The organism is Hydrogenophaga sp. L310, assembly GCF_055703065.1.
This window is the reverse complement of the sequence record NZ_JBVPZA010000004.1, coordinates 96,518-112,268: the sequence shown is the minus strand read 5'-3', so window position 1 is coordinate 112,268 and position 15,751 is coordinate 96,518. Positions and strand designations below refer to the sequence as shown.

The window sequence follows — 15,751 nt, the reverse complement described above, 5'->3', positions numbered from 1 at the left end:
TGTTTGTGGAAATCATAAACTCCGCTTCCATGAGCAACAAGTCCGATTTTTCCACCTTGCCCGCCCGGGCCGTGATCCGCGAAGTCGGCCTTCGCGACGGTCTTCAAAGCATCCCCACCCGGGTGTCCACCGCGCACAAATGCGAGTGGATCGCCGACGCCTTCGCGGCCGGTCAGCAAGAGATCGAGGTCGGCTCTTTCGTGCCGCCCCGGCTGCTGCCGCAGATGGCCGACACCGCCGAGGTGCTGGCCTTCGCCAGGACCTTGCCGGGCCTGAAGGCCAGCGTGCTGGTGCCCAACCTCAAAGGGGCCGAGCGCGCCATCGAGGGCGGCGCCCACCTGATGATCCTGCCGCTCTCGGCCAGCCACGCGCACAGCCTGGCCAACCTGCGCAAGACGCCCAACGAAGTGGTGAACGAGATGAAGCGCATCCGCGCCGCGCGCGACGCGGCCGGCAGTCCGACCCTGATCGAAGGCGGCGTGGGCACGGCCTTCGGCTGCACGATCCAGGGTGAGGTGAAGACCAGCGAAGTGCTGCGCCTGATGCAGGCCCTGCTCGACGCCGGCGCCGACCGCGTGAGCCTGGCCGACACCGTGGGCTACGCCGACCCGCACTCGGTGCGCGACCTGTTCGAGCAGGCCTTGAAGATCGCTGGGGACCGTTTCTGCTGCGGCCACTTCCACGACACGCGCGGCCTGGCCCTGGCCAACGTGTACGCGGCGCTGGAGGTTGGCGTGAGCCGTTTCGACGCCTCGCTCGCCGGCATCGGCGGCTGCCCGCACGCGCCCGGCGCCAGTGGCAACGCCGCCAGCGAAGACCTGGCTTTCATGCTGCAGGCATGCGGCGTGAAGACCGGCATCGATATAGAGAAGCTGCTGGCGCTGCGCGCCAAGGTGGTGGGCTGGTTGCCGGGCGAACCCACCCACGGCGCGCTCTGGCGCGCCGGCCTGCCGAAGACGGCGCTGGCCGCCACCGCGGCCCACTGAAGACCTTTTCCTTTCACCGACCTGATCACAAGCCATGCCAACCGAATCCACCGGACTCCCTCTCGAAGGCGTGCGCGTCATCGAGTTCACCCACATGGTCATGGGCCCGACCTGCGGCATGATCCTGGCCGACCTCGGCGCCGAGGTCATCAAGGTCGAGCCGCCCGGCGGCGACAAGACGCGCACCCTGCCGGGCCTGGGCATCGGTTTCTTCCGCAGCTTCAACCGCAACAAGAAGAGCGTGGTGCTCGACATCCAGACCGAAGAGGGTCTGACCACGGCGAAGGAATTGATCGGCCAGTGCGACGTGCTGCTGGAGAACTTCCGCCCCGGCCTGATGGACAAGCTGGGCTTGGGGCACGAAGCGCTGCGCGAGTTGTTCCCCCAACTCATCTACGTCTCGCACAAGGGCTTTCTGCCCGGCCCCTACGAGAGCCGCCTGGCGCTGGACGAGGTGGTGCAGAACATGGCTGGCCTGACCTACATGACCGGCCCGGTCGGCCGTCCACTGCGCGCGGGCAGCTCGGTGAACGACATCATGGGCGGCATGTTCGGCGCCATCGGCGTGCTGGCCGCGCTGCGCGAGCGCGACCGCACGGGCCAGGGCCAGGAGATCCAGAGTGCACTGTTCGAAAACTGCGTGCTGCTGGCCTCGCAGCACATGCAGCAGTTCCAGATGACGGGCGAGGTGCCGCCGCCGTTCCCCTCGCGCATTTCGGCCTGGAGCGTGTACGACACCTTCACGGTGGCCGGTGGTGAACAGCTGTTCGTCGGTGCGGTGAGCGACAAGCAGTTCGCCACGCTGTGCCAGGTGATTGAGCGGCCCGACCTCGCCAGCGATCCGGCCCTGGCCACCAACGCCCAGCGCGTGGCCGTGCGCCCCGAGCTGCTGCACAAGCTGGGCGACACCCTGCAACACCAGGACCTGGAAACCCTGTGCGCGAAGCTGCAGGCCGCCGGCCTGCCCTACGCCAAGGTGGTCCGCCCCGACCAGCTGGTGCACGACGAACACCTGATCGCTTCCGGCGGCCTGGTGCCCATGACCACCGAGACCGGTGACACCACACAGGTGGTGCTGCTGCCGCTGCTGATGGGTGGACGCCGCCCGGGCGTGCGCAGTGCGTTGCCCGCCATCGGCGAGCACACCGAAGAAGTGCTTGCCCGCCTCACCAGGGCCCCTGTTCCCGCTGCCGTTTGATCCCCGATTTTTCCACCAGAACCAGGAGACAACCATGACCAAGACCATCACCCAGTCCATCAGCCGCCGCACCCTCATCACCGTGGCTGCCTCGTGCCTTTTTGCCTCGGCGCCGGCCTGGGCGCAGTCCGGCGCGCCGCTGCGCGTGATCCTGCCGGTGGGTGCCGGCTCGGGTGTGGACACCATCGTGCGCGCTGCGCAGAACGCCTTGTCCAAGGCGCTCGGCGGCCAGTCCGTGGTGATCGAAAACCTGCCCGGTGCGGGCGGCATCACCGGCACCTCGGCGCTGGTCAAGGCCGCGCCCGACGGCAACACGGTGGCCTTCATTTCGAACAACCACGCGGTCAACCCCAGCGTGTTCAAGACCCTCCCTTACGACAGCCTGGCCGACATCACGCCCATCAGCGTGGTCGGTGGTTCGCCCTTCGTGCTGGTGGTCAACCCGGCCAAAGTGCCGGTGAAGAACGCCAAGGACATGCAGGCGCTGCTCAAGGCCAAGCCAGGCGCTTTCAACATGGGCTCGTCGGGCAACGGCACCATCATCCACCTGGCAGGCGAGATGTTTGTGGACGCAGCCGGCGTGCAGGTGCAACACATTCCCTACAAGGGCATGGGTCCGATGATGGCCGACATCATCGGGGGACAGGTCGAGTTCGGTGTGGCCGCCGTGGCCGCCGCCCAGGGCCACCTGGCCTCGGGTCGCATGAAGGCCATCGGCGTCATGGGCAAGGAGCGTGTGGCGTCGCTGCCCGACGTGCCGACCCTCGCCGAACAGGGCTTCCCGGACGTCGACGTGGCCGGCTGGTTCGCCATGATCGGCCCCAAGGGCCTGCCAGCTGCGCAGGTGGACCGCCTGCACAAGGCCGTGGTGGCGGCCTTCAACGACCCCGACGTCAAGGCCACCATGGCCAAGCAGGACAACCTCATCAATCCCACCTCGCCGGACGCCGCGGCCAGGTTCCTGAAGTCGGAGCAGGACCGCTATGCGCGCCTGGTGAGCAAAGCCAACATCAAGCTGGATTGACGGACCCACCCCGGCGGCGAGAAACCCTGCTGTCGCAAAGTTTCTGCCAGACCCTGCCGGGGCCGGTATTCTCCGGGTTCATCCAGCGCCAGGCCGATGGGGATCTTGATCCACCGCAGCGCCTTGCCAATCGAATCCACCGGAGACTGAACCATGAGCACTTTGAAGATCGACCGCATCCACCACGTGGCCTACCGCTGCAGGGACGCCAAGGAAACCGTCGAGTGGTACGTCAAGCATCTGAACATGGACTTCGTGCTGGCCATCGCCGAAGACCAGGTCCCGTCCACCAAAGCGCCCGACCCCTACATGCACGTGTTCCTGGACGCGGGGCAGGGCAATGTGCTGGCTTTCTTCGAGCTCCCCAATGCGCCTGAAATGGGGCGTGACACCAACACGCCGGACTGGGTGCAGCACATAGCTTTCAAGATCGGCAGCCTGGAGATGCTCGAAGCCACCCAGGCACGGCTGCAGGCCGCGGGCATCGAGGTGCTGGGGCCGACCGACCACACCATCTTCAAGAGCATCTACTTCTTCGATCCCAACGGCCACCGGCTGGAGCTGTGTGCCGACGTGGGCACGCCGCGCATGCACAAGGACCTCGACGAAGTGAAGTGGGACATGCTCAACGAATGGGCGCAGACCAAGCGCGCACCCAAGCACGCCGCCTGGATGCACGACCGGGAATTCAAGGCCCTGGACTGAGGCGGGCCAAGCCATGACCACCATCGATCACACCCACAACCCGACCTTGCGCAGCTGGGTCGAATCCGCCAACGATCCCGCGAGCGACTTCCCCATCCAGAACCTGCCCTTCGGCCGCTTCAAGCCGGAGGGCGACCCCGGGTGGCACATCGGCGTGGCCATCGGCGACCAGGTGCTGGACCTGCGGGCCGCCGACCTCATCGACTTCAGCGACATGAACCGCTTGCTCCAGCTCAAGCCCGAGGCCCGGCGCGAACTGCGCGCGCAGATCAGCGCCGGTCTGGCTGCCGGCAGCCCGCAGCAAGACCGGTGGTCGCGGCACCTGCATGCGCAGGAGGCCGTGGAGCTGGGCCTGCCCTGCGAGATCCGCGACTACACCGACTTCTATGTGGGCATCCACCACGCCACGGCGGTGGGCAAGCTGTTCCGGCCCGACAACCCGCTGCTGCCCAACTACAAGTGGGTGCCCATCGGCTACCACGGCCGCGCCTCCACCATCCAGCCCAGCGGGCAGGGCTTTCACCGCCCGCTCGGGCAGATCAAGGGCCCCGACGCCGACGCGCCCATGCTCGCCCCGACCAGGCGGCTGGACCTGGAACTGGAGCTCGGCTACGTGATCGGTCGGCCCAACGCCATGGGCCACGCCATCCCGCTGGCCGCGGCCGAAGACCATGTGTTCGGCGTGACCCTGTTCAACGACTGGAGCGCGCGCGACTTCCAGGCCTGGGAGTACCAGCCGCTCGGCCCTTTCCTGTCAAAGAACTTCGCCAGCACGCTCTCGCCCTGGATGGTGACCCTCGAAGCGCTGGCGCCGTTCCGCCAGGCCCTGCAGCGGCCCGCGGGCGATCCGGCGCCGCTGCCGTATCTGCAAGCCGAGGCCCACCAGAGCGCCGGGGCTTTCGACATCGTCCTCGACGTGCTGCTGCAGACGGCGCGCATGCGCGCCGAAGGCCACGCCCCCGAAGTCATCAGCCGTTCCAACGCCGCGCACGCCGCCTACTGGTCGTTGGCCCAGCTCGTGACCCACCACACGGTCAACGGCTGCGCGCTTTCGGCGGGCGATCTGTTCGGCTCGGGCACGCTCTCCGGCCCGAAGCCCGAGCAGGCCGGCTCGTTGCTCGAACTCACGGTGGGCGGCAAGCAGGCCATCACCCTGGGCAACGGCGAACGCCGCACCTTCCTCGAAGACGGCGACAGCATCACCCTGCGCGGCCGCTGCACGCGCAACGGGTTTCAGAGCATTGGCTTTGGTGATTGCACGGCCACCGTGCTGCCGCCGCTCGGGGCCATCTGATCCGAGGCAGCGAACTCAATCCAGCGGCAGCGCGCTGGTGCACTTGAGCTCGTTCAGGCAGATGCTGGAGCGAACGCCGCTCACGCCCGACAGCTGCGCCAGCGTGCCGAGCAAAAAGTCCGACAGGCCCTTGAGGTCGCGCGCGACGATCTTGCAGACGTAGTCGAAATCGCCCGTCACGGCGTAACACTCCAGCACCTCGGGCATCTTGCCCACGGTGCGCTGGAACTTCAGCACTTCCTTGTGCTGGCCACGCTCCATCGACACGTGCACGAAGGCGGTCACACCCAGGCCAAGCCGGTGCGCGTCCAGCCGCGCCTCGTAACGCTGGATGTAACCCGCCTCCTCCAGCCGCCTGTGGCGCCGGTTGCTCTGCGCCGGAGAAAGGTGCACCGTGTGGGCGAGTTCCTGGTTGCTGATGCGCCCGTTGGCCTGCAGGGCCGACAGGATGCGGCGATCCAGCCGGTCGAGTAACGAGGGGTGCAAGGAATCTTCGCTCATGTCGGTGTTCATGAAAGGGTTTCTTCAAAAGGCGCCGGTCGGGCGGTGAATACGAGAGCAAATTGTCTGCGATGCGGCGCAAACTGCACAGCCGGTCACAGCCCGCAGGCTGGAGGCCCAACAACGAAGGAGACATTTCATGACCCCCCTGGATGAACAGAACACCCGCGAACTGATGGCCAGCCTGCCCGGGTGGACGGTGAACCGTGAGGGCGGCGCGATCCGGCGCACGTTCCACTTCGCCGACTTCCCGCAGGCCTTCGGCTTCATGGCGCAGATGGCCATCGTCTCGGAAAAGATGGACCACCATCCCGAGTGGTTCAACGTCTACAACCGCGTCGAGGTCACGCTGACCACGCACGACGCGGGCGGTCTGTCCACGCGCGACATCGCCTGGGCCACGCGCGCCGACGCTGCCTACACCCCGGTGGCCCCCCTCGCGGAGTGACCATGGCAACCACCGCACCCGAACCCACCAAACACGGCCTGGCCGCCGGAGCCGCCGCACAGCCCGAGAATGCAGACTGGACCATCTCACAAGGCTGGGAGCACTACACCGCTGCCGACCACGCCACCTGGAAGACGCTGTTTCAGCGCCAGACGAAGCTGCTGCCCGGGCGCGCCTGCGACGAGTTCGTGCAGGGCATGCGCGACCTGCCCATCGGCGCCGATGAAATTCCCGATTTCCGACGCCTGAGCGAGGTGCTGATGCCACGCACCGGCTGGCAGGTGGTAGCGGTGCCCGGGCTGGTGCCCGACGAGGTGTTTTTCGACCACCTGGCGAACCGCCGCTTCCCGGCCGGCAACTTCATCCGTCGGCCGCACGAACTGGACTACCTCGAAGAGCCCGACGTGTTCCACGACGTGTTCGGCCACGTGCCCATGCTGATGAACCCGGCCATCGCCGACTTCATCCAGGCCTATGGCCAGGGCGGCCTGCGCGCGCAGCAGCTCGGCAAGCTCGCGCAGCTGGCGCGTGTCTATTGGTACACCGTGGAGTTCGGCCTGCTGCAGCAGGGCGATGGCCTGCGGCTCTACGGTTCGGGCATCGCCTCGTCCTACACCGAATCGCAGTTTTGTCTGGACAGCCCCTCGCCCAACCGCATACGCTTCGACCTTGAACGCGTGATGCGCACGAACTACCGCATCGACGATTTCCAGGAGAGCTATTTCGTGATCCGTGACCTCGACGAACTGCTGGAGTTCACCCGCATCGACTTCGCGCCGCTGTACGATCACGCCGCGCGGGCCTCCGAGCTGCAGCCCGGCGACGTGCTGCCCACCGACCAGGTGTTCAGCCGCGGCGACGGCAGTTACCACCGCGCCCGGCGCTCAGGAGGAACCCCATGAACCCGAAGGCCCGAACCGTTCTCATCACCGGCGCAGCCGGCAACCTCGGGCAGGCCGTGGCCCGCGCCTTTGCGGCCCGCGGTGACCACCTGGTGCTGCTGGATCGCAACGGCGAGGCCCTGCGGCGCGTGTACGGGCCGGACACCGAAGTGCTGAGCTGCACGGAGCTCGACCTGCTCGACGCCGCCCAGGTGGAGCTGGCGGTGGCCCATGCCGCCACCTGCTTTGGCGGCGTGCACGTGTTGTGCCACCTGGCGGGTGGCTTCCGCATGGGCGATGAGGTGCACAACACCAGCGCGCAGACACTGGACTTCCTGCTCGACCTCAATGTGCGCGCCCTGATGCCCATCGCGGCCAGCGTGGTGCCGCGCATGGTGGCGGGCGGCGGCGGCCGCATCGTCACCGTCGGTGCCCTGGGCGCGTTGAAGGGCGGTGCTCAGATGGGGGCTTATGCGGCGTCCAAGAGCGCGCTGATGCGCCTGACCGAGTCCATGTCGGCCGAGCTCAAGGGGCAGGGCATCAACGTCAACTGCGTGATGCCTTCGATCATCGACACCCCCGAGAACCGCGCCGCCATGCCCGATGCCGACCCCTCGCAATGGGTGGCGCCGGAGGCGCTGGCGGACGTGATGCTGTTCCTGGCTTCGGATGGGGCACGCGCGATCCACGGCGCGTGCATCCCGGTGTCTGGTCTGAGTTGAGGCGCAGGCTCAGCGAAACCGCTGCCAGCCCAAGCCAATGCGCAGCGCGATGGTGATGGCGCACAGCGCGGCAAAGCCATAAGCGATGAACGCGAAGTGGCCGGGCCACAGGCACATGGCGGCAAACGCGGCGATGGTTTCGGTGGCTTCGGTCAGGCCGCCGAGAAAATAGAAGCTCTTGTCCGGGAAGGCGACGGACTGCAGCCGCCGCTTCTCCGCCACGATGGCGAAGGCCAGGAAGCTGCTGCCGGTGCCGATGAAGGCCGCGAGCAACACCGCGGCGGGCAGGGCGTTCGCGGCTGGGTCCGCGATGGCGAAGGCCAGCGGGATGGCGGCGTAGAACAGGAAGTCGAGCGTGATGTCGAGGAACCCGCCGCGGTCGGTGGGTCGGGTGGCGCGGGCGACGGCGCCGTCCAGGCCGTCCATCAGGCGCGAGAGCATCAGCAGGGCCAGGCCCGGCAGGAAATGCTGGAACGCAATGGCCGTTGCGGCCGCCATGCCGATGGCAAAGCCCGCGAAGCTGATCGCGTCGGCACCCGCACCCAGGCGCACGAGGGTGCGCGCGGCCCGCGTCATGAGCGGGCGCAACGCCTGCTGGATGGCCTTATCCAGCATCGGGCATGGCCGCCGTGGGCGCCGCTCGGCTTCGCACGCCGTTGAACAGCGCGGCAAAGCGAAGCTGGCGCGGCAGGCTGCAGAGCGGCAGGGAGGCGGCGTGCATGGCGCGGTCGTCGGGCGGAAGGGTGTCGTGGGGGTGGGTGCCGAGGGGGATGTTAACCAGTGACCTCGGGTTTCTCCGGTGGGAACCCGTTGGTCGACCGGCTGCTCCACTCCTTACACTGGCGGCCAACCCACACCACCATGCCATCCCACCCCTCCACCGACTTCGAGCAGCAACTGGTCGAGCAGCGCAGCTACCTGATGCGCTTCGCGCGCCTGCAGCTGCGCAACGACGCCTGGGCCGAGGACGCGGTGTCGGAGACCCTGCTGGCTGCGCTGGCCAAGCCGCAGGCCTTCGAGGCGCGCTCCCAGCTCAAGACCTGGCTGGTCGGCATCCTCAAACACAAGATCATCGACGCGATGCGACAGCGCCAGCGCGAGGTGACACTCGACAGCGGCTCGGACGACGACAACGCCGATCCGCTGGAACACATGGCGTTCAAGACCGATGGCCACTTCGCCGAGAAGCCGGCCGACTGGGGCAACCCGGAGCAGGACCTGAAAAGCCGCCAGTTCTTTGCCATCCTGGAGGCCTGCACCGACCAGCTGCCAGCGGTGCAGGGCCGTTTGTTCCTGATGCGCGAGTGGCTGGAGATGTCGAGTGAGGAGATCTGTAAGGAACTGGCGCTGACGCCGACCAACCTCTACGTCCAGCTGCACCGTGCCCGCCTTCGCCTGCGCGAGTGCCTGGACCTCAACTGGTTTTCACAAGCCCCGACACGATGACAGCCGCCTACCCGTTTCGCCGCACCTGCAAGGAAGTGTCCGCGCTGCTGATCGCGCGCGAAGACCGGGCGCTGCCCCTGCGCGAACGGCTGGCCCTGCGCCTGCACATGGCCATGTGCCAGGCCTGCCCGCGCTTCGAACGGCAGGTGCTGACCCTGCGCAACGCCATGAAGCAGTGGCGCAACTACAGCGAAGCCGGGGAGTAGGTCGGTTCAGCGGTCCGGCGCCGGGCCGCCCCAAGCCGGATCAGCCCCCGGACGCGGGATGCACCGGGTCCCCTCCCGATGCTGGGGCAGCGACCCGCGCAGCGGCGGAGCGCGGGGACCACACCGTTCAGTTCAGCAGCGCCTGAGCGAACTCTTTCGCGTCGAAGGTTTCCAGGTCTTCCAGCTTTTCGCCGACGCCAATGAAATAGATCGGCACCGGCCTTTCGCGCGCAATGGCGCAAATGACGCCGCCCTTGGCCGTGCCGTCGAGCTTGGTGATCACCAGGCCGGTGAGGCCCAGCGCTTCGTCGAACGCCTTCACCTGCGTCAGCGCGTTCTGCCCGGTGTTGCCGTCGATCACCAGCAGCACCTCGTGCGGCGCGGTGGCGTCGGCCTTCTGCACCACGCGCTTGATCTTCTTGAGCTCTTCCATCAGGTGCAACTGGGTCGGCAGGCGGCCGGCGGTGTCCACCAGCACCACGTCCCTGCCGCGCGCCCGGCCCGCGCTCACGGCGTCAAAGCTCACCGCAGCCGGGTCGCCACCTTCCTGCGTGATGATCTCCACCGTGTTGCGGTCGGCCCAGACGGCGAGTTGCTCGCGCGCCGCGGCGCGGAAGGTGTCCGCCGCGGCCAGCAGCACGGTGGCGCCTTCGTTGGCCAGGTGGCGCGTGAGCTTGCCGATGGAGGTGGTCTTGCCCGCGCCATTGACGCCCGCAACCATGATCACCGTGGGCTTGTGCTCGCCGATCACCAGCCGCTTCTGCAGCGGCGCCAGCAGTTCGGCAATGGACTCGGCCAGCAGGCCCTTGACGGCGGCGGGGTCGGTGGTCTTGTTGTCCTTGACTCGCTTTTTTAAGTCGGCCAGCAGGTGCTCGGTGGCCTTGACGCCGGTGTCGGCCATCAGCAGCGCGGTTTCCAGCTCTTCGTAGAGCGCATCGTCGATCTGCGTGCCGGTGAACACCGTGGCGATGCTCGAACCGGTCTTGCGCAGACCGGCCTTGAGCTTGTCGAGCCAGCCCTTGCGGGGCTCAGCCACGGGTGGTGCAACCGGCACCGGTGCCGCGATCACCACGGCGGGTGCCTGCGGGGCAACCGGTGCGGCGCTGGGGATGGGCGCCGGAGCAGCGGGCGCGGGCGCGGGTTCGGGAGGGGTGGGGGGCTTTTTTCGGAAGAACGAGAACATTTGGGAATCTCTTGTATCTTCACCATTCTATGAAACGCAGCTTTCACTCTCTCTGGGGCCGTGCTCTGGTCCTGCTGGCGCTGGCCGGTTCGGTGGGCTGGGCCGGTGCCGCCACCACGTCCAGCGCCATTTCCGCCGAAACCCGGGCGCAGCAGTTCACGCTTTCCAACGGCATGGCGCTGATCGTCAAACCCGACCGGCGCGCGCCCACGGTGGCCCACATGCTCTGGGTGCGTGTGGGCGCCATGGACGAGGTGGACGGTACCAGCGGCGTGGCGCATGCGCTGGAGCACATGATGTTCAAGGGCACGCCCGACATGAAGCCCGGCGAGTTTTCGCGCCGCGTGGCGGCCCTGGGCGGGCGCGAAAACGCCTTCACCAGCCGCGATGCCACCGCCTACCACCAGCAGGTGCCCGCCAGCCGGCTGGAGGCCATGATGGAACTGGAGGCCGACCGTTTTGCCCGCAACCAGTGGGCCGACGACGAGTTCGTTCGCGAGATCGAGGTCATCAAGGAAGAGCGCCGTCAACGCACCGAAGAGTCGCCGCGCGCCCGCATGTTCGAAGCGCTCAGCGCCATGGTGTTCCAGGCCAGCCCGTACCGCCGGCCCGTGGTCGGCTGGATGAGCGATCTGGAGGCCATGACGCCGCAGGACGTGCGCGATTTTTACCAGCGCTGGTACACGCCGTCGAACGCGGCTCTGGTGATCGCCGGCGATGTGGACGCGGCCCAGGTGCATGCGATGGCCGAGCGCATCTACGGCCGCATCCCGGCGCGCGCGGTGCCGCCGCGCAAGCCGCGCGAAGAGCCTGCGCAGGCCGGGCCGCGGCGGCTGGACTACCGCGCCGCCGCGGATCAGGCGATGGTGGCGCTGAGCTTCAAGGTGCCGCGCTGGAGCGGTGGTGAGGATGCCGCCAGCCAGGACGCGCTGGCGCTGACCGTGCTCTCGGCTGTGCTCGATGGCTACAGCGGCGCCCGCCTGGAGCGCTCGCTGGTGCAGGGCACGGGCAGCGGCGGCCAGCGCATCGCCGACAGCGCCAGCGCTTCGTATGGCCTGATGGGGCGCGGTCCGCAGTTGTTCATGCTGATCGCCGTGCCGGCCCAGGGGGTGTCCACGGACACCGCCGCAACCGCACTCCGGACCGAGGTGAGCCGCATCGCCCGTGAAGGCATCAGCGAGGCCGAGCTGCAGCGCGTCAAGACACAATGGATGGCCGGCGAGATCTACAAGCTCGACTCGGTGTTCAACCAGGCGCAGGAGCTGGGCAGCTACTGGGTTCAAGGGATGGACGTGGACACCGGCGAGCGCCTCATGAGCCGCTTGCGCCAGGTATCGGCGGCCCAGGTGCAGGCGGTGGCCAAGCGCTATTTCAGCGACGAGCAGCTCAGCACCGCGGTGCTGGTGCCCGATCCCTCGCGCCGAGAGGCCGCGGAGCAAAGAACCACGCCCCGACCCGCGCTCTCGCGTCATTGAGCCGTTCCACCTGATCCGCCCCACCTGCACGATCTCCACGCATGCCGACCCTCTCCCGTTTCCTGACCCGCAGCCGATGGTTGCCGCTGCTGCTCGCCGGACTGGGGGCGCTCACGGGCGCTCAAGCCGCGATTCCGGTGCAACACTGGACGCACGCCAGCGGCGCACGTGTCTATCTCGTGGCCAGCCCGTCGATCCCGATGCTGGATGTTCAGCTGAATTTTGACGGCGGCAGTCGCCGCGATCCCGCCAGCCAGGCCGGACTGGCCGGCGCCACGGCTGGTCTGTTGCTGGCCGGCGTGCTGGCCCAGGGCGACCAGAAAGCGCTGGATGAAAACCAGTTGGGCGAAGCCTGGGCCGATCTGGGCGCCCAGTTCGGCGCGAACGCCAGCGGTGACCGTTTCAGCCTGTCCCTGCGCACGCTCACCGAGCCCGCGCTGCTGGAGCGCGCCGTCGCTCTGGCCGCGCGCCAGCTGGCGGCGCCGGCCTGGCCCGAGAAGATCTGGCAGCGCGACCGCGAGCGCACGCTGGCCGCGCTCAAGGAAGCCGAAAACCGACCCGGCACACACGCCGGTCGCGCCTTTTCCCGCGCCGTGTTCGGCACCCACCCCTATGGCTTCGAAGCCGACGCCAAGACCCTGGGCGCCATCAGCGTGGCGGACATGCGCACTTTCTACCGGCGCCATGTGGCGGCCTGCCGGGCGCAGGTGAGCCTCGTGGGTGCCATCGACCGGGAAGCTGCCGACCGCATCGTGGGCCGATTCATGGCCGCGGTGCAGCCGCACGGTTGCGATGATTTGCCGCCGGTGCCCGAAGTGCAGCCACTGGCTCGCGAACAGACGCAGCGCCTGCCGTTTGCGGCGGCACAGGCCCAGGTGCTGATCGGGCAGCCGGGCGTGCCGCGCAACGATCCGGATTTTTTCCCCCTGTTTGTCGGCAACTACATCCTGGGTGGCGGCGGTTTTGTGTCCCGCCTGACCACCGAAGTGCGCGAGAAGCGCGGACTGAGCTACAGCGTCTACAGCTACTTTGCGCCCGGGCTGCACGCGGGCGCTTTCCAGCTGGGCTTGACCACCCGGCCCGACCAGGCCGATCAGGCCATCGGTGTGGCGCGGGATGTGGTGCGCCGGTTCGTCGAACAGGGGCCGACCGAGGCCGAACTGCAGGCCGCCAAGGACTACCTGATCAACGGTTTCGCGTTGCGCATCGACAGCAACCGCAAGCTGCTCGACAACGTGTCCAACATCGCGTGGAACGGTCTGCCGCTGGATTACCTCGACACCTGGACCGACCAGGTGCAGCGCGTCAGCGTGGCCGACATCCGGCGCGCCTTTGCCCGGGTGCTGCAGCCCGATCGCATGGTGACCGTGGTGGTTGGCGCAGAGCGATGACCCACCCTCGCCGCGCTGCGCGCGACCCCCTCAAGGGGGCGACACCAGCCTTCTGGCGAAAGCAGCCCGGCGGTGTCCCCGAGGGGAATCCTCCGCCGACACACTGGCTTGGTAAGCTCGGTGCATGAAAAAACCCGCGCCACGCCCCACCGTCAACGCACCGCACGAGGTCCGCATCATTGGCGGGCTCTGGAAGCGCACCAAGTTGCCCGTGGCCGACCGGCCCGGCTTGCGGCCCACGCCGGCGCGGGTGCGTGAGACCCTGTTCAACTGGCTCGGCCAGGACCTCACCGGCCTGCGCTGCCTGGATGCTTTCGCGGGCACCGGTGCGCTCGGTCTGGAGGCTGCCTCGCGCGGCGCGGCCGAGGTGGTGCTGGTGGACAACGACACCCATCTGGTCAAGACCCTGGAAGGGATCAAAACGCGCCTGAAAGCCGATGCGGTGCGGGTGGAGCGTGGCGACGGCGTGGCTGCGCTGCTGCAGCGCCGCGGCCAGGCGCTCGATGTGGTGTTTCTCGACCCCCCGTTTGCCGATGGCGCCCATGAGGCACTGTTCAGCGCCGCACTGCAGGCAGCGCGCCAGGCGTTGCGCGACGATGGCCTGATCTACCTGGAGGCGCCGCGCATCTGGAGCGCGGACGAGCTCGCCCAGCTGGGGCTTCAGGTGCACCGCCAGGGCAAGGCCGGTATCGTGGCCTTTCACCTGCTGCGGCCCTTGCCGCCTCAGTGACTTTTGCCGCTGGTCCCACGGCGGCGAGACCCCTCGCGCATAATTCCGGCATGAATTCCGAGCTCTCCCCGGCCGCCAGAAACCCCCGCATCGCGGTCTACAGCGGCACCTTCGATCCGCTGACCCTGGGTCACGAAGACGTGGCCCGCCGCGCCGCGCTGCTGTTCGACGAAGTGATCATCGCCGTGGCGATGGCCCACCACAAGAAGACCCGCTTCAGCCTTCGGGAGCGCATGGACATGGCCGCCGAAGCCGTGGCCAGCCTGGGCGGGCAGATCCGTGTGCTGCCGTTCGAAGGCCTGATCATGGATTTCTGCCGCCAGCAGGGCGCCTGTGCCGTGGTGCGCGGTGTGCGCAACCTGACCGACTTCGACTACGAGGCCCAGATGGCCGCGATGAACCGCAAACTCAACCCGGCCGTGGAGACCGTGTTCCTGCTGCCGCAGGCCGAGCTGCAGTGCATTTCCAGCACGCTGGTGCGCGAGATTTCCACCCTCGGTGGCGATGTGTCGCAGATGGTCAGTCCGGCGGTGGCGCAGCGCCTGGCGCCGCGGCCCTTGCAGGTCTGATCAGGAGCACGAACCATGGCCCTGATGATCACCGCCGAGTGCATCAACTGCGATGTCTGCGAGCCCGAGTGCCCGAACCAGGCCATTTACATGGGTGCAGAGATTTACGAAATCGACCCCGCCAAGTGCACCGAGTGCGTCGGGCATTTTGACGAGCCCCAGTGCATGCAGGTCTGCCCGGTCAGCTGCATCCCGGTGAACCCTGAGTACATCGAGAGCCGCGAGACGCTCTGGCAGAAATACCAGCGCCTGCAGAAAGCGGGTCAGCCCTTGTCGGCAGCGACCGACGCGCCATCGGCTCCGACCACCTGATCGTTCACCGCATCCATTTTCGGAGGCCTTGGCGGTTTGGGCCGAGGCGGTTTGCTGGTGTGGATCAACGCGGTGGCTTTGTCCATTTCGCCGGCGATCAGCTGGGGCAGGGCCTTGAGGCTGCGGTCCAGCGCCTGGGCGATGGCGATGCGGTCGTCCGGTGAAGGCTTTTTCAGCACCCAGTTGGCCACTTCGTTCCTGTCACCCGGGTGCCCGATGCCCACGCGCAGCCGCCAGTAGTCGGCACTGCCCAGCTGGGCGTGGATGTCGCGCAGACCATTGTGGCCAGCGTGACCTCCCCCTTTCTTGAGCTTCACTTCGCCGGGCGGCAGGTCGAGCTCGTCGTGCACCACCAGCACCTCCTCGGGAGCGATCTTGAAGAACCGCGCCAGCGAACCCACCGACTTGCCCGAGAGGTTCATGAAGGTCTGCGGTTCGACCAGCCAGACGTTCTGCCCACCCACCAACGCTCGCGCAACCAGGCCGAAGTGGCTGCGCTCCATCTGCAGTGAGACCTTGAGCAGGCGGGCGGCCTCATCCACCCACCAGAAGCCGGCGTTGTGGCGCGTGTGTTCGTATTCAGGGCCTGGATTGCCCAGGCCGGCGATGAGCTTGATCATGCGCAGATTATCCTGTGGCAGGAACGAAAAAGGCCCGCGTGAGCGGGCCTTCGAGGGGCA

19 protein-coding genes are annotated in these 15,751 nt (G+C 67.6%); 15 read left to right on the top strand and 4 right to left on the bottom strand.

The annotated features are described in order from the left end of the window. Positions 1–29 precede the first annotated feature (29 nt). From AC0GNO_RS09150 to fahA, 5 genes are all read left to right on the top strand, one after another. A complete protein-coding gene (locus tag AC0GNO_RS09150; RefSeq protein ID WP_472903793.1) occupies positions 30–986 on the top strand; it encodes a hydroxymethylglutaryl-CoA lyase in 957 nt (318 codons plus the stop codon). Between the two features lie 34 nt (positions 987–1,020). Further along, the gene (locus tag AC0GNO_RS09145; RefSeq protein ID WP_472903792.1) at positions 1,021–2,184 is read left to right on the top strand and encodes a CaiB/BaiF CoA transferase family protein; all 1,164 of its coding nucleotides are present in this window, start codon (positions 1,021–1,023) and stop codon (positions 2,182–2,184) included. Between the two features lie 34 nt (positions 2,185–2,218). Further along, positions 2,219–3,208, top strand: a complete 990-nt coding sequence (locus AC0GNO_RS09140) for a Bug family tripartite tricarboxylate transporter substrate binding protein (protein WP_472887467.1) — start codon at positions 2,219–2,221, stop codon at positions 3,206–3,208. Positions 3,209–3,370: 162 nt separating this feature from the next. Then, the gene (locus AC0GNO_RS09135; RefSeq protein WP_472887527.1) at positions 3,371–3,913 is read left to right on the top strand and encodes a VOC family protein; all 543 of its coding nucleotides are present in this window, start codon (positions 3,371–3,373) and stop codon (positions 3,911–3,913) included. Positions 3,914–3,926: 13 nt separating this feature from the next. Next, positions 3,927–5,207: a fumarylacetoacetase gene (gene fahA, locus AC0GNO_RS09130; RefSeq protein ID WP_472903791.1), complete on the top strand. Its 1,281-nt coding sequence runs from the start codon at positions 3,927–3,929 to the stop codon at positions 5,205–5,207. Positions 5,208–5,222: 15 nt separating this feature from the next. Here fahA and AC0GNO_RS09125 read toward each other — a convergent pair whose 3' ends face one another. Next, positions 5,223–5,720 carry an Lrp/AsnC family transcriptional regulator gene (locus AC0GNO_RS09125; protein WP_472887469.1) on the bottom strand — a complete coding sequence of 166 codons (498 nt, stop codon included), beginning with the start codon at positions 5,718–5,720 and terminating at the stop codon, positions 5,223–5,225. Positions 5,721–5,847: 127 nt separating this feature from the next. Here AC0GNO_RS09125 and AC0GNO_RS09120 point away from each other — a divergent pair, with 127 nt between their 5' ends. The 3 genes from AC0GNO_RS09120 to AC0GNO_RS09110 are packed head-to-tail and all read left to right on the top strand — an operon-like array spanning position 5,848 to position 7,759. Next, positions 5,848–6,156 carry a 4a-hydroxytetrahydrobiopterin dehydratase gene (locus AC0GNO_RS09120; protein WP_472887470.1) on the top strand — a complete coding sequence of 103 codons (309 nt, stop codon included), beginning with the start codon at positions 5,848–5,850 and terminating at the stop codon, positions 6,154–6,156. 2 nt (positions 6,157–6,158) lie between these two features. Then, on the top strand, positions 6,159–7,058 hold the full coding sequence (gene phhA, locus AC0GNO_RS09115) for a phenylalanine 4-monooxygenase (protein WP_472903790.1): 900 nt from the start codon (positions 6,159–6,161) through the stop codon (positions 7,056–7,058). Further along, entirely contained in the window at positions 7,055–7,759 is a 705-nt protein-coding gene (locus AC0GNO_RS09110; RefSeq protein ID WP_472903789.1) for an SDR family NAD(P)-dependent oxidoreductase, read from the top strand. Before phhA ends, AC0GNO_RS09110 begins: the two co-directional genes overlap by 4 nt. 9 nt (positions 7,760–7,768) lie before the next feature. Here the strand turns inward: AC0GNO_RS09110 and AC0GNO_RS09105 are convergent, their stop codons facing one another. Further along, on the bottom strand, positions 7,769–8,374 hold the full coding sequence (locus AC0GNO_RS09105; RefSeq protein ID WP_472903788.1) for a CDP-alcohol phosphatidyltransferase family protein: 606 nt from the start codon (positions 8,372–8,374) through the stop codon (positions 7,769–7,771). Positions 8,375–8,620: 246 nt separating this feature from the next. Between AC0GNO_RS09105 and AC0GNO_RS09100 the strand changes: the two genes are divergently transcribed. Beyond that, positions 8,621–9,205, top strand: coding sequence for a sigma-70 family RNA polymerase sigma factor (locus tag AC0GNO_RS09100; RefSeq protein WP_472903787.1), 585 nt, complete (start codon positions 8,621–8,623; stop codon positions 9,203–9,205). After that, positions 9,202–9,411, top strand: a complete 210-nt coding sequence (locus tag AC0GNO_RS09095) for a zf-HC2 domain-containing protein (protein ID WP_472903786.1) — start codon at positions 9,202–9,204, stop codon at positions 9,409–9,411. Before AC0GNO_RS09100 ends, AC0GNO_RS09095 begins: the two co-directional genes overlap by 4 nt. A gap of 127 nt (positions 9,412–9,538) precedes the next feature. Here the strand turns inward: AC0GNO_RS09095 and ftsY are convergent, their stop codons facing one another. Next, entirely contained in the window at positions 9,539–10,594 is a 1,056-nt protein-coding gene (gene ftsY / locus AC0GNO_RS09090) for a signal recognition particle-docking protein FtsY (RefSeq protein ID WP_472903785.1), read from the bottom strand. Between the two features lie 29 nt (positions 10,595–10,623). Between ftsY and AC0GNO_RS09085 the strand changes: the two genes are divergently transcribed. From AC0GNO_RS09085 to AC0GNO_RS09065, 5 genes are all read left to right on the top strand, one after another. After that, a complete protein-coding gene (locus AC0GNO_RS09085) occupies positions 10,624–12,069 on the top strand; it encodes a M16 family metallopeptidase (RefSeq protein WP_472903784.1) in 1,446 nt (481 codons plus the stop codon). A 41-nt stretch (positions 12,070–12,110) separates the two neighbouring features. Next, on the top strand, positions 12,111–13,460 hold the full coding sequence (locus tag AC0GNO_RS09080) for a M16 family metallopeptidase (RefSeq protein WP_472887478.1): 1,350 nt from the start codon (positions 12,111–12,113) through the stop codon (positions 13,458–13,460). Positions 13,461–13,584: 124 nt separating this feature from the next. Then, positions 13,585–14,190 (top strand): 16S rRNA (guanine(966)-N(2))-methyltransferase RsmD, encoded by a 606-nt coding sequence (gene rsmD, locus AC0GNO_RS09075; RefSeq protein WP_472903783.1) that lies wholly within the window; start codon positions 13,585–13,587, stop codon positions 14,188–14,190. A gap of 50 nt (positions 14,191–14,240) precedes the next feature. Beyond that, positions 14,241–14,759, top strand: a complete 519-nt coding sequence (gene coaD / locus AC0GNO_RS09070; protein WP_472887480.1) for a pantetheine-phosphate adenylyltransferase — start codon at positions 14,241–14,243, stop codon at positions 14,757–14,759. Between the two features lie 15 nt (positions 14,760–14,774). Continuing rightward, positions 14,775–15,071 carry a YfhL family 4Fe-4S dicluster ferredoxin gene (locus tag AC0GNO_RS09065; protein ID WP_472887481.1) on the top strand — a complete coding sequence of 99 codons (297 nt, stop codon included), beginning with the start codon at positions 14,775–14,777 and terminating at the stop codon, positions 15,069–15,071. Here AC0GNO_RS09065 and pth read toward each other — a convergent pair. After that, a complete protein-coding gene (pth, locus tag AC0GNO_RS09060; RefSeq protein ID WP_472903782.1) occupies positions 15,023–15,691 on the bottom strand; it encodes an aminoacyl-tRNA hydrolase in 669 nt (222 codons plus the stop codon). The two genes, AC0GNO_RS09065 and pth, sit on opposite strands and share 49 nt — an antisense overlap. Positions 15,692–15,751 lie beyond the last annotated feature (60 nt).